Source organism: Massilia sp. TS11 (genome assembly GCF_022012445.1).
Taxonomy (GTDB): domain Bacteria; phylum Pseudomonadota; class Gammaproteobacteria; order Burkholderiales; family Burkholderiaceae_D; genus Telluria.
This window is the reverse complement of record NZ_JAKLTS010000012.1, coordinates 52467-66275: the sequence shown is the minus strand read 5'-3', so window position 1 is coordinate 66275 and position 13809 is coordinate 52467. Positions and strand designations below refer to the sequence as shown.

Genomic DNA, 13809 nt, shown 5'->3' with positions numbered 1-13809 from the left:
GCCAGAGGTGTATATGTGCCATCCTTGACCGACTCTCTACTATTGCATCATGTTTTTGCCAACTGGTAAATTATTTTTTTGGTCGTAAAAAACCCGGAGCAGCCCATGCAAGAAACCCGACCCAGCTCGATGGCATCGTATTGGATGCCGTTCACCGCCAACCGCGACTTCAAGGCCAACCCGCGCCTGCTGGTCTCGGCCGCCGGCATGTATTACAAGGACGTCGATGGCAATCAGGTCCTCGACGGCACCGCCGGCCTGTGGTGCTGCGCCGCCGGCCACGCCCAGCCGAAGATCGTGGCGGCCGTGCAGGACGCCATTGCCACGCTCGACTACGCGCCGCCGTTCCAGATGGGCCACCCGGCCCAGTTCGAGCTGGCCGAGAAAATCAGCGCCTACACCAAGGGGCGCTTTTCGAATGTGTTCTTCACCAACTCGGGCTCGGAGTCGGTCGACACCGCGCTGAAGATCGCGCTGGCCTACCACCGCGCGCGCGGCGACGCCACCCGCACCCGCCTGATCGGGCGCGAAAAGGGCTACCACGGGGTCGGCTTCGGCGGCATTTCGGTGGGCGGCTTGCCCAATAACCGCAAGGGCTTCGGCCCGCTGCTGACCGGCGTCGACCACCTGCCGCACACGCTTAACATCGCGCAGAACGCGTTCTCGCGCAATGAGCCCGAGTGGGGCGCCCATCTGGCCGATGAACTCGAGCGCATCGTGGCCCTGCACGACGCCTCGACCATCGCCGCCGTGATCGTCGAGCCGGTGGCCGGCTCGGCCGGGGTGATCATTCCGCCCAAGGGCTACCTGAAGCGCCTGCGCGAGCTGTGCACCAAGTACGGCATCCTGCTGATTTTCGATGAAGTGATCACCGGCTTCGGGCGCATGACGACCCCGTTCGCCTTCGACTACTTCGACGTCGAGCCGGACCTGGTCACCACCGCCAAGGCCCTGACCAATGGCGTGGTGCCGATGGGCGCAGTGCTGGTCAAGCAGCAGATCCATGACACCATCGTCAACGGCGCGCCGGCCGGGATCGAACTATTCCACGGCTACACCTACTCGGGCCACCCGCTGGCCTGCGCGGCCGGCCTGGCCACGCTCGAGGTGTTCGAGGAGCAGCAGTTGCTCGCGCACGCGGCCGGCCTGCAAAGCTACTGGGCCGACGCCCTCCATTCGCTGCAGGGACTGCCGCATGTGATCGACATCCGCTCGATCGGCATGGTCGGCGCGATCGAGCTGGCCTCGATTCCGGGCAAGCCGGGCGCACGCGCCATGGACGCCTTCCGCAAGGCCTTCGCCGACGGCGTGCTGACGCGCGTGACCGGCGACATCATCGCCCTGTCGCCGCCGCTGATCATCGAGAAACGCCACATCGACGAATTGTTCGGCAAGCTCACCCCCATCCTGAAGCACCTGGACTGACACCATGGACACGATCACCCATTTCATCAACGGCGCCGCCGTCGACACCCGCAGCGGGCGCTATGGCCCGGTCTTCAATCCGGCCCTGGGCGAGCAGGTGGCGCGCGTGGCCCTGGGCACGGCGGACGAAGTCGGCGCCGCCGTCGCCGCCGCCGCAGCGGCCTTTCCGGCCTGGGCCAACACGCCGCCGCTGGCGCGCGCACGCGTGCTGTTTAAATACCTGGAGCTGTGCCAGAAGCACACCGAGGACTTCGCCCAGATGCTCACGCGCGAACACGGCAAGACTCTGGCCGACGCCCGTGGCGAAGTGGCGCGCGGGATCGAGGTGGTGGAGTTCGCGGTCGGCATTCCGCAGATGCTGAAGGGCGAGTTCACCGACCAGATCGCGCGCGGCATCGACGCCTGGTCGATGCGCATGCCGCTTGGCGTGGTGGCCGGCATCACGCCGTTTAACTTCCCGGTGATGGTGCCGATGTGGATGTTCCCGATCGCCATCGCCTGCGGCAATACCTTCGTGCTCAAGCCGTCCGAGCGCGATCCTTCGCCTTCGCTGCTGCATGCGCGCCTGCTGAAGGAAGCCGGGCTGCCGGACGGCGTGTTCAACGTGGTCCAGGGCGACAAGGTCTGCGTCGACGCGCTGCTCGACCATCCGGAGGTGCAGGCGGTCAGCTTCGTCGGCTCGACCCCGATCGCCGAATACATCTATGCGCGTGGCAGCGCCAATGGCAAGCGCGTGCAGGCGCTGGGCGGCGCCAAGAACCACATGGTGGTCATGCCCGACGCCGACATGGAGATGGCGGTCGACGCCATCATCGGCGCCGCCTATGGTTCGGCCGGCGAGCGCTGCATGGCGATCTCGGTGGTGGTGGCCGTGGGCGATGCCGGCGACCAGCTGATCGGCGCGGTGGCCGAACGCACGGCCGCACTCAAGGTGCGCGATGGCCTCGACCCCGAAGCCGAAATGGGGCCGATCGTCACGCGCGCCGCCAAGGAACGCATCGAAGAGCTGATCGGCTCCGGCGTGGCCGAGGGCGCGCGCCTGGTGGTCGATGGGCGTAACTACCAGGTGGCCGGACGCGAAGGCGGCTTCTTCGTCGGCGGCACCCTGTTCGACCATGTGCGCACCGATATGCGCATCTACAAGGAGGAGATCTTCGGGCCGGTGCTGTGCGTGGTGCGCGCGCCCGACATCGCCAGCGCGGTCGAGATGATCAATGCGAACGAGTACGGCAATGGCGTGGCCGTGTTCACGCGCGACGGCGGTGTCGCGCGCGAGTTTGTGCGCCAGATTCAGGTGGGGATGGTGGGCGTGAACGTGCCGCTGCCGGTGCCGATGGCCTTCAACAGCTTCGGCGGCTGGAAGCGCAGCCTGTTCGGCGACCACCACGCGTATGGCCCCGAGGGCGTGCGCTTCTACACGCGCCACAAGGCCGTCATGCAGCGTTGGCCGAATACCGCCAGCGCCGGCGTGCAGTTCGCCTTCCCGCAGATGAAGTAAGCGCGCTCCGACAAGAACACGAATAGGGATGACAATGATCGACTCACTCAAGCACCTGCCCAAGGCCGGCGGCACCGAGGCCGAACTGGCCGCGCAGTTCACCGACCTGGCGCCGCCGCTCAATGCGCGCCAGGCCGCGATCGAAGCCGCGCGCTGCCTGTACTGCTACGACGCGCCGTGCACGCGCATCTGCCCCTCGCAGATCGACGTGGCCAGCTTTATCCGCAATATCCACGAGGGCAATGTCCAGGGCGCGGCGGCTGGCATCCTCAAGCAGAACATCCTCGGCGGCAGCTGCGCGCGCGTGTGCCCGACCGAGATCCTGTGCGAGGATAAATGCGTGCGCAACCACGATGCTGAGGGCCAGCCGGTGAAAATCGGCCTGCTGCAGCGCTATGCCCTCGACAATGCCCACTTCAAGCAGCACCCGTTCCAGCGCGCGCCGCGCACCGGCAAGCAGGTGGCCGTGGTCGGCGCCGGGCCGGCTGGTCTGGCCTGCGCGCACCGTCTGGCCATGCTGGGCCACGATGTGGTGATCTTTGAGGCGCGCGAAAAAGCCGGCGGCCTGAATGAGTACGGCATCGCCAAATACAAGCTGACCGAGGACTTCGCCCAGCAGGAAGTCGCCTTCCTGCTGGAGATCGGCGGGATCGAGCTCCGCTTCGGCCAGAAGCTGGGCGAGAACCTGCGCCTGTCCGATCTGCGCGCCGCCTACGACGCCGTCTTCCTCGGCCTGGGCCTGGCCGCCAGCCGCGCGCTCGGCCTGACCGGCGAGGACGCGCCGGGCCTGGTGGCGGCGGTCGATTACATCGCCGAGCTGCGCCAGGCGCAGGACCTGGCCAGCCTGCCCGTGCCGCGCCGCGCAATTGTGATCGGGGCCGGTAACACGGCCATCGACATGGCCGTGCAGATCAAGCGCCTGGGCGCGGAAGAAGTCCATCTCGTGTACCGCCGTGGCTTTGCCGATATGGGCGCCACCTGGCACGAGCAGGAGATCGCCAAGGCCAATCAGGTGCAGATGCATGTATGGGCCGCGCCGCGCGAAGTGCTGCTGGAAGGCGGCCAGGTGGCCGGCATGCGCTTCGAGAAGACGCGCATGGAAGGCGGCAAGCTGGCGCTGACCGGCGACTGCTTCGACATCGCGGCCGATGCGGTGTTCAAGGCGATCGGCCAGACCACGGGCGCGCTGCCGGCCGAGCTGGCGCGCAGCGGCGACAAGATTGAAGTCGATGCGCAGTTCCGCACCAGCGTGGCCGGTGTGTACGCGGGCGGCGACTGCGTGGCGCCGGGCCAGGACCTGACCGTGCAGGCGGTCCAGCATGGCAAGCTGGCCGCTGCGGCCATCGATCACGATATCCAGAAGAAGGAGGCCGCGTAATGGCTGATCTGAGCATTGAATTTTGCGGCATCAAGTCGCCCAATCCCTTCTGGCTGGCCTCGGCCCCGCCGACCGACAAGGCCTACAACGTGGTGCGCGCCTTTGAAGCCGGCTGGGGCGGCGTGGTCTGGAAGACCCTGGGCGAAGATCCGCCCGCAGTGAACGTGTCCTCGCGCTACTCGGCCCACTACGGCAAGAACCGCGAAGTCCTCGGCTTCAATAACATCGAGCTGATTACCGACCGTTCGCTCGAGATCAACCTGAGGGAAATCACGCAGGTGAAGAAGGACTGGCCGGACCGCGCGATGATCGTCTCGCTGATGCTGCCCTGCGAGGAGTTCCGCTGGGCCGAGATTCTGCCGCTGGTGGAAGCCACCGGGGCCGACGGCATCGAGCTCAATTTCGGCTGCCCGCACGGCATGCCGGAGCGCGGCATGGGCGCGGCCGTGGGCCAGGTGCCCGAATACGTGGAGATGGTCACGCGCTGGTGCAAGCAGCACACGCGCCTGCCCGTGATCGTGAAGCTGACGCCGAATATCACCGATGTGCGCATGCCGGCGCGCGCGGCCCTGGCGGGCGGCGCCGACGCGGTCTCGCTGATCAACACCATCAACTCGATCACCCATCTGGATCTGGATGCGATGGCGGCCTATCCCATCGTCGGCGGCAAATCCACGCACGGCGGCTATTGCGGTTCGGCCGTCAAGCCGATTGCGCTGAACATGGTGGCCGAAATCGCGCGCGACCCGGCCACGGCCGGCCTGCCGATCTCCGGCATCGGCGGCATCTCCAACTGGCGCGACGCGGCCGAATTCATCGCCCTGGGCGCGGGCTCGGTCCAGGTGTGCACGGCCGCGATGCTGCATGGCTTCCGCATCGTGGAGGAGATGAAGGACGGCCTGTCGCGCTGGATGGACGAGAAGGGCTACAAGAGCATCGCGGACTTCACGCGCAAGGCGGTGCCGAATACCACGGACTGGAAATACCTGGACATGAACTACCAGGTCATCGCCAACATCGACCAGGACAGCTGCATCAAGTGCGGGCGCTGCTACGTGGCCTGCGAGGACACCTCGCACCAGTCGATCCACCAGCTGATCGACAGCGCCAGCGGCGAGCGCACCTACCAGGTGAACGAGGCTGAATGCGTGGGCTGTAATCTCTGCGAAATCACCTGTCCGGTGCAGGGTTGCATTACCATGGTGCCGCAGCAGACCGGGAAGCCCTACATGAACTGGACGCAGGACCCGCGCAATCCGCGCCGGGGCTGATCGGCCTGCTTCTTGCTTGCAGAACGAAGCGGCGGGACGGGTTGGAGGACCCGCACCGCCCGCGCTACTTCAGGAGACTCCATGAAACAGGAAACCGCAGCAAGCAGCACCCTCTGGAACGAAGACCTGGCCCCGACCTCGCCGCAGCAGCGCACCTGGCGCTGGTACCACTTTGCGGCGCTGTGGGTGGGCATGGTGATGTGCATCCCCGCCTACACGCTGGCGGCCAGTCTGATCGACGGCGGCATGAGCGGCTGGCAGGCCGTGTTCACGGTGTTCCTGGCCAATAGCATCGTGCTGGTGCCGATGCTGCTGATCGGGCATGCGGGCACCAAGTACGGCATTCCGTATGCGGTGCTGGCGCGTGCCTCGTTCGGCACCACCGGCGCGCGCATTCCGGCCCTGATGCGCGCCATCGTGGCCTGCGGCTGGTACGGCATTCAGACCTGGTTTGGCGGCAGCATGATCTATACGCTGCTGGGCGTGCTGTTCGGGCGCGACATCGGCGGCGCGCCGATCGCGGGCCTGGGCATCAATGGCGGGCAGCTGCTGTGCTTCCTGGCCTTCTGGGCGATCCAGTTCTGGTACATCGTGCACGGCATGGAGTCGATCCGCCGGCTCGAGACCTATACGGCGCCGCTGAAAATCCTGATCTGCTTCGTGCTGCTGGCCTGGGTGTACAACAAGGCCGGCTCCTTCGGCACGCTGCTCGACCAGCCCTCGCAGTTTGTCGAGGGCGGCAAAAAGGCCGGGCAGTTCTGGTCCACGTTCTGGCCCTCGCTGACGGCGATGGTCGGCTTCTGGGCCACGCTGGCCCTGAACATCCCCGACTTCACCCGCTTTGCGCGCACCCAGCGCGACCAGGTGCTCGGCCAGTCGGTCGGCCTGCCGGTGCCTATGGGCCTGCTGGCGATGCTGGCCGTGATCGTCACTTCGGGTACCGTCGTCCTGTATGGCAAAGCGATCTGGGACCCGGTCGACCTGGCCAGCCGCATGAGCGGGGCGGCCGTGCTGGTGGCCCTGATCATTCTGCTGATCGACACCGTGAGCGTGAACCTGGCGGCCAATCTGGTCGGCCCGGCCTATGATTTTTCGTCGCTGGCGCCGAAGGTGATGAGCTACCGCGCGGGCGGCTATCTGACCGCGGCCATCGCGATTCTGATGATGCCCTGGAAGCTGCTGGAGACCACCCAGGGCTATATCTTCACCTGGCTGATTGGCTATTCGGCCCTGCTCGGGCCGATCGCCGGCATCCTGATCGTCGACTACTACTTCATCCGCAAGACCCAGCTCGATGTCGACCAGCTGTATCGGGAGGACGGCATCTACCGTTATGGCAATGGCTGGAACCTGGCGGCCATCGTCGCTTTCATGGCCGGTGTGCTGCCGAATCTGCCCGGCTTTCTGAATGCGGCCTTCCCGGCCAGCTTCCCCGATGTGGGCGACACCTTCAAGACCCTGTACACCTACGCCTGGTTCGTCGGCATCGCCGTGGCCGCGCTGGTGTACGCGGCAATGATGCAATCTGTCCGCGCGGGCGCTGCAGCCCGCGCCACGCAAGGAGAACACGCATGACAACCCTGATCCGTGGCGGCACCGTGGTGAACGCCGACCGCGCTTTCCGCGCCGATGTGCTGTGCGAGGGCGACAAGATCGTCGCCGTGGGCGAGAACCTGAGCGCGCCGGCCGGCGCCGTCATCGTCGACGCCGGCGGCCAGTATGTGATGCCGGGCGGGATAGACACCCACACGCATATGCAGTTGCCCTTCATGGGCACGGTGACGATGGACGACTTCTTCACCGGCACCGCGGCCGGCCTGGCCGGCGGCACCACCACCATCATGGACTTCGTGATCCCGAATCCCAAGCAGCCGCTGATGGAGGCCTATCACACCTGGCGCGAATGGGCGCGCAAGGCCGCCGCCGACTACACCTTCCACGTGGCCGTGACCTGGTGGGACGACAGCGTGTACAAGGACATGGGTACGCTGGTCAACGAATATGGGGTGAACAGCTTCAAGCACTTCATGGCCTATAAAAACGCCATCATGGCGGATGATGAAGTGCTGGTGAACAGCTTCCGCCGCGCGCTCGAGCTGGGCGCCATTCCGACCGTGCATGCGGAGAACGGCGAGCTGGTGTTCCAGCTGCAGAAGGAGCTGATGGCCAAGGGGATCACCGGGCCGCGCGCGCACCCGTTGTCGCGCCCGCCACAGGTGGAGGCCGAGGCGGCCAACCGCGCCATCACCATCGCGAATGTGATCGGCGTGCCGGTGTATATCGTGCACGTGTCCTGCGCCGAGGCGCTCGACGCCATCGCCCGCGCGCGCGCCAACGGCCAGCGCGTGTATGGCGAGGCCCTGGCCGGCCACCTGGTCATCGACGACAGCGTGTACGAGTGCGCGGACCTGGAGTTCGCGCGTGCCCACGTGATGAGCCCACCGTTTCGCAGCCGGCGCCACCAGAACGCGCTCTGGCATGGTCTGCAGGGCGGCAATCTGCACACCACGGCGACTGACCACTGCAGCTTCTGCGCCGCGCAGAAGGCGGCCGGCGCGAACGACTTCACCAAGATTCCGAATGGCTGCGGTGGCGTGGAAGAGCGCATGGCCGTGATCTGGGATGCGGGCGTGAACACGGGCCGCCTGACGCCGTCCGAGTTCGTGCGCGTGACCTCGACCAATGCGGCGCAGATCTTCAATATCTATCCGCGCAAAGGCGTGATCGCCGTCGGCGCCGACGCCGACATCGTGGTCTGGGACCCGAACGGCAGCAAGACCCTGTCGGCCAAGACCCAGCATTCGAAGGGCGATTTCAATGTGTTCGAAGGGCGCACCGTGCGCGGCATTCCGAGCGTGACGGTGGCGGCGGGCACGGTGGTGTACGACAAGGGCGACCTGCGCGCCGTGGCCGGCGCCGGGCGGCATGTGGACCGTCCGGCCTTCAAGCCGGTCAGCGCCTGAGAAGGAGAACGAGGATGGATGATTTGCGTGTCAATGGTGCGCGTCTGTGGGACGCGCTGATGGAGCTGGCGAAAATCGGCGCGACGCCCAAGGGCGGCGTCAAGCGTCTGGCCCTGACGGAGCTGGACCGCCAGGGACGCGATCTGGTGGTGGGCTGGGGCCGTGCGGCCGGCCTGTCGATCAAGATCGACAAGATCGGCAATGTCTTCATGCGGCGCGAAGGGACCGATCCGACGCTCCCGCCGGTGGTCACGGGCAGCCACATCGACACCCAGCCGACCGGCGGCAAGTTCGATGGCAATTACGGCGTGCTGGCCGGGCTGGAAGTGATCCGCACGCTGAATGATCACGGCATCCGCACGCGCGCGCCGCTGGAAGTGGCCTTCTGGACCAATGAGGAAGGCTCGCGCTTTGTGCCGGTGATGATGGGGTCCGGCGTGTTCTGCGGCGCCTTCAGCCTGGAGACGGCCTATGCGGCGCGCGATGTGGACGGCAAAACGGTGGAGCAGGAGCTGAAGGCAATCGGCTATTGCGGCGAGGCCGAACCGGGTCAGCATCCGATCGGCGCCTACTTCGAGACCCATATCGAGCAAGGCCCGGTGCTGGAAGACGCCGACAAAGTGATCGGCGTGGTGCCGGCCGTGCTTGGCCTGTCCTGGTATGACTGCGTGGTCAGCGGCATGGAAGCGCATGCCGGTCCGACCCCGATGCATCTGCGCAAGGACGCGCTGCAGGTGGCCACGCGCATCATGCAGGAGGTGGTGGCGATCGGTAATAAGTACCCGCCTTACGGGCGCGGCACGGTGGGCTTTGTGCAGGTGTTCCCGAACAGTCGCAATGTGATTCCGGGCGAGGTGAAGTTCAGCGTCGATCTGCGCAATGTGAACGACGAGCTGCTCAACAAGATGCATGAGGAAATCCTCGCTTATGTCGCCCGCACGGCCGAGGAAACGGGCCTGGCGATCCGCATCGAACGCGTGTCCTACTATCCGCCTTGCCCTTTCCATCCGGATTGCGTGGAGGCGGTGCGCAAGGCCACGGCCAAGCTTTGTTATTCGACGATGGATGTGGTCTCGGGCGCCGGCCACGATGCGATCTACACGGCGCGGGTGGCGCCTTCGGGCATGATCTTTGTGCCCTGCAAGGACGGCATCAGCCACAACGAGATCGAAGATGCCCAGCCGGAGCATCTGACGGCCGGCTGCAATGTACTGCTGCATGCGATGCTCGAGCGCGCCGGTATTGCAAACTGACGGCATCGGCTCCTACAGCACACGCTAGGCTTTTCCGATAGGGCGGCGCGGGCCCGCTTGCTACTCTGAAGGCGTTCATCACGCCACCGGAGGCAGCATGCGGGCCCTTGTTTATCACGGCAGTCACGAGGTGCAGGTCGACACGGTCGCCGACCCGCACATCCAGGAGCCGGACGACATCATCGTCCAGGTCACGTCCACGGCCATCTGCGGCTCGGACCTGCACCTGTATCGCGGCAAGGTGCCCGGCATGAAAGAGGGTGACATCCTCGGGCACGAGTTCATGGGCCACGTCATCGAGGCTGGGCCCCAGGTGCACAATCTGCGCGTCGGTGAGCGCGTGGTGGTGCCCTTCGTCATCGCCTGCGGCCACTGCTTCTTCTGCAAATTCCAGTTGTACTCGTCCTGCGAAACCACCAACACCAATGCGCGGCCGCCGTTATCGACCAAAAAGCACGTCAAGCCGGGGGCGGCGCTGTTTGGCTTCACCCACATGTATGGCGGCATGCCGGGCGGGCAGGCCCAGTTTGTGCGCGTGCCCAAGGCCAATGTCGGGCCCATCCGCATACCGGCCGGGCTCGATGACGAGCAGGTGCTGTTCTTGTCCGATATTTTGCCGACGGCCTATCAGGCGGTGCTCAATGCCGGCGTCACCAAGGGTAGCAGCGTGGCCATCTTCGGCGCCGGGCCGGTTGGGCTCTTGTGCTGTGCCTGCGCGCGCCTGCTCGAGGCAGAGCACATCTTCATCGTCGACCACCATCCCTACCGGCTGGAGTTCGCGCGCATGCACTACGGCGCGCTGCCGATCAATTTCGACCATGCCGATCCGGCCGAGGTGCTGCTTGAGCAGACCCATGGGCGCGGGGTGGACGGGGTGATCGACGCCATCGGTTTCGAGGCCAAGGGCAATACGCTTGAAACCGTACTCACCAACCTCAAGGTGGAAACCAGCAGCGGCGCGGCCCTGCGCCAATGCATCACGGCTGTGCGGCGCGGCGGCTTCATGAGCGTGCCGGGCGTGTACACGGGTTTCATCCACGGCTTCCTGTTTGGCGATGTGTTCGAAAAGGCGCTGACGATCCGTGGCGGGCAGACCAATGTGCAGCGTTTTCTGCCCGAGCTGCTCGGCTTCATCATGGAAGGCAAGCTCGTGCCCAACCTGATCATTTCACACCGCATGCCGCTCGAGCGCGCGGCCGATGGCTACCGTCTGTTTGACAGAAAGGAGGACCACTGCCGCAAGGTCGTGCTCACGGCCAGCTAGCGGTAGTTGCGCAGAAAATCCAACAGCACCTGGCCGGCCAGTTCGGCGTCGTCGTTGGTCATCGTCTCGAGCGGATTGTGGCTGATGCCGCCATTGCCGCAACGGACGAACAGCATGGCCACGTCGGTCAGCGCGGCCATGGCCATGGCGTCGTGGCCAGCGCCGGACAGCAGATCGTAGCGCGGCAGGCCGACGCGCTCGACGGCTTGGCCGAGCTGGTCCATCAGGCGCGGGGCGCAGGGCACGGCCGGCGCGCTGACGATGGGCGTGATCTGCCAGGTGATCTGGCGCTTGGCGCAAATGCGGCGTATGCCATTGAGCACGTCTTCCACGGCGGCTTCGCGCACGGCGTCGTCGGCGGCGCGGATGTCGAGCGAGAGCTGGCAGTGGCCGGGGATGACGTTGACCGAGCCATTCGGCACCTGCAGCTGGCCCACGGTGCCGACCAGGGCGGGCGCCTGGCTGCAGCGCTGCTCGACCAGCAGCACGATCTCGGCGGCGGCAGCGGCAGCGTCGCGCCGCATCGGCATCGGCGTGGTGCCCGCGTGGCTGGCTACACCCTCGAGTGCGACCAGATAGCGCGCGCTGCCGGCAATGGCGCTGACCACGCCCAGGGCCAGTCCCTGCTCGAGCAGGACCGGGCCCTGTTCGATGTGGACCTCGACAAAGGCAGCCACCTGCTCGGGCCGGCGGGCGATGGCGCCGATGGCTTCGGGGTCGTGTCCGGCGTCCGTCAGCGCGCTGCGCATGCTGATGCCCTCGGCATCGCACAGGTCGAGCAGGGCCGGGTCGAAGCGGCCGGTGATGGCATGGCTGCCCAAAAAGGTGCTCTTGAAGCGCACGCCTTCTTCCTCGGCAAAGGCGATCACTTCAAGGCAGTGCGGCAGGCGCTCGCCGCGCGCATGCAGGTCGGCCACGACGGCAATCGGCAGCAGAATGCCCAGGCGGCCATCGTATTTGCCGCCATCGCGCACGGTGTCGTAATGGGAGCCGGTCAGCAGGGCAGGGCGCGTGGGGTCGCTGCCCGCATAACGGCCGACCACATTGCCAACGGCGTCGATGTGCACGTCCATGCCGGCGGCGCGCATCCAGGCGGCCAGCTGCTCGGCCGTCTGGCGGTGGGCCGGGCTCATGTAGGCGCAGGTCAGGCCTTCGCTGCTGTCGCTGAGCGCGCCGAGGGTCTCGGCCCACTGCATGACGCGGTCGCCAAAGGCTCGCTGCAGGCCGAGCAGATCGTGCAGGCGCAGCTCGGCAATGCGGTGGATCTGGCGCAGGCATTCGGCCATTTCCTCGTCGCGCTGGCGCTGCAGGCGGCGCGCGAAGCTGGCGATGATCTGGCTGCGGTTCAGGCCCTGGCCGTCCGGACCCTTGACGGCCAGGATGAAGGGGAAGCCGAACTTGATGTTGTACTCGGCATTGAGGCGGTGCAGGGTCGCGTATTCCTCGGCGCTGCACTGGTTCAGGCCCGCGCCCGCCTGTTCCTGCGTCGACTCGGCCGTCAGCTCGCCGCGCACGGCGGCCTTGCCGGCCAGCTCGGGGTGGGCGCGGATCAGGCCGAGCTGCTCCTCGCTGCTGGCGGCCTCGACCACGCGCTGCAGGGCCAGTTTGAGCGCGGCCGGCGTGGCAAACGGACGCGCAGCGGCGGCGCGTTCCGGGATCCAGGGCGAGTGCTCGTAGATGCCGTGCAGGGCCGCCACGAAGTCGGCCGGGGAGCAGGAATTAAGGGTCGCGAGAGTCGTCATGATGGGGGCCGATCATAAGCAGTGCTGCCGGGTCTGACATATGCGCGCAGGCATATCGCCTATTGGCGCTGGAGCGCCTTGGCGGCGGCCGTCACCTGGTCGCGCAGCCATTTGTGTTCGGGCGCCTGGTGCACGCGCTCATGCCAGAGCTGGTAGAAGCGCATCGGCGGAAATTTCACCGGCACGCTATAGGTTTTCAGCGGCAGCGATTTTTCATAAAAGCGCAGGAACTGGCGGCCCGTGGTCAGCACCAGGTCGGTCTGGGTCAGCATATAGGGAATCAGGCCGAAGTAGGCCGACTCCACGGCCACGCGCCGCTGCAGGCCCTGGCGCTCGAGATAGGCATCGATGAAGCCCTGGTAGCCGGGCACCATCTGCGAAGGCGCCACATGGGGCAGGCTCAGGTAGTCGTCCAGGCTCATCGCGTCTTCGGGCGTGCGCTTGGCGTAGGGGCTGTCGGCCCGCATCGCACAGACGATCGGGTCCTCGAACAGTTTGGAGATGTGCAGATGGGGCGGCGGCTCGTCCCAGTTGGCGATCACGAGGTCGAGGTCGCCGTCGCCGAGCATGCGGATATAGTCCATGCCGGCCCCGAGCGAATGGATGAGCACGCGCGAATTGGGCGAGCCGCGCCGCAGGCCGGCCACCACATTCGGCAGAAATTGGCTGTCCAGATAGTCGGGCGCGGCAATGTGGAAGGTGCGTGCTTCTTCCTGCGGCACAAACGGCGCCTTGCGGATGAACAGGCTCTCGGCCTCGTCGAGGATGCGCTTGGCCGGCTTGAGCAGGCTCTCGCCATGCTGGGTGGCGACCATGCCGCGCGCGCCGCGCACCAGGATCGGGTCGCCGGTCAGCTCGCGCAGCTTGCGCAGCGAGGCCGAAATCGAAGGCTGCGGCTGGTTCAGCTTGAGCGCCACCCGCGAGACATTCTTCTCCACGAGCAGCAGGTAGAGAATCCGGATCAGGTGCAGGTCGAGATGTTGGGGCAGGCCGGCCATGTGAATGTATAAGAAAT

Annotated in this window: 10 protein-coding genes; 8 read left to right on the top strand and 2 right to left on the bottom strand. The window is 66.1% G+C overall.

Features of this window, described 5'->3' with window-relative positions:
* The first annotated feature begins 105 nt into the window (after positions 1 to 105).
* The 8 genes from LZ005_RS17055 (at position 106) to LZ005_RS17020 (ending at position 11052) form a co-directional block, all read left to right on the top strand.
* Positions 106 to 1425, top strand: coding sequence for an aspartate aminotransferase family protein (locus tag LZ005_RS17055; protein WP_237809700.1), 1320 nt, complete (start codon positions 106 to 108; stop codon positions 1423 to 1425).
* Between the two features lie 4 nt (positions 1426 to 1429).
* Complete coding sequence (locus LZ005_RS17050; RefSeq protein ID WP_237809699.1) at positions 1430 to 2923, top strand: CoA-acylating methylmalonate-semialdehyde dehydrogenase; 1494 nt, start codon at positions 1430 to 1432, stop codon at positions 2921 to 2923.
* A 34-nt stretch (positions 2924 to 2957) separates the two neighbouring features.
* Positions 2958 to 4301: an NAD(P)-dependent oxidoreductase gene (locus tag LZ005_RS17045; protein WP_237809754.1), complete on the top strand. Its 1344-nt coding sequence runs from the start codon at positions 2958 to 2960 to the stop codon at positions 4299 to 4301.
* Positions 4301 to 5572: an NAD-dependent dihydropyrimidine dehydrogenase subunit PreA gene (gene preA, locus LZ005_RS17040; RefSeq protein WP_237809698.1), complete on the top strand. Its 1272-nt coding sequence runs from the start codon at positions 4301 to 4303 to the stop codon at positions 5570 to 5572. The genes LZ005_RS17045 and preA overlap by 1 nt, the downstream gene beginning before the upstream one ends.
* An 81-nt stretch (positions 5573 to 5653) precedes the next feature.
* Entirely contained in the window at positions 5654 to 7147 is a 1494-nt protein-coding gene (locus LZ005_RS17035) for an NCS1 family nucleobase:cation symporter-1 (RefSeq protein ID WP_237809697.1), read from the top strand.
* Positions 7144 to 8535: a dihydropyrimidinase gene (hydA, locus tag LZ005_RS17030; protein WP_237809696.1), complete on the top strand. Its 1392-nt coding sequence runs from the start codon at positions 7144 to 7146 to the stop codon at positions 8533 to 8535. The genes LZ005_RS17035 and hydA overlap by 4 nt, the downstream gene beginning before the upstream one ends.
* A 14-nt stretch (positions 8536 to 8549) precedes the next feature.
* Positions 8550 to 9788 carry a Zn-dependent hydrolase gene (locus LZ005_RS17025; RefSeq protein WP_237809695.1) on the top strand — a complete coding sequence of 413 codons (1239 nt, stop codon included), beginning with the start codon at positions 8550 to 8552 and terminating at the stop codon, positions 9786 to 9788.
* A 97-nt stretch (positions 9789 to 9885) separates the two neighbouring features.
* Positions 9886 to 11052: a zinc-dependent alcohol dehydrogenase gene (locus LZ005_RS17020; protein ID WP_237809694.1), complete on the top strand. Its 1167-nt coding sequence runs from the start codon at positions 9886 to 9888 to the stop codon at positions 11050 to 11052.
* Here the strand turns inward: LZ005_RS17020 and LZ005_RS17015 are convergent.
* Both LZ005_RS17015 and LZ005_RS17010 read right to left on the bottom strand, forming a co-directional pair.
* Positions 11049 to 12794 carry an allantoate amidohydrolase gene (locus tag LZ005_RS17015; protein ID WP_237809693.1) on the bottom strand — a complete coding sequence of 582 codons (1746 nt, stop codon included), beginning with the start codon at positions 12792 to 12794 and terminating at the stop codon, positions 11049 to 11051. The two genes, LZ005_RS17020 and LZ005_RS17015, sit on opposite strands and share 4 nt — an antisense overlap.
* A gap of 59 nt (positions 12795 to 12853) precedes the next feature.
* Complete coding sequence (locus LZ005_RS17010; RefSeq protein WP_237809692.1) at positions 12854 to 13792, bottom strand: LysR family transcriptional regulator; 939 nt, start codon at positions 13790 to 13792, stop codon at positions 12854 to 12856.
* Positions 13793 to 13809: the final 17 nt, after the last annotated feature.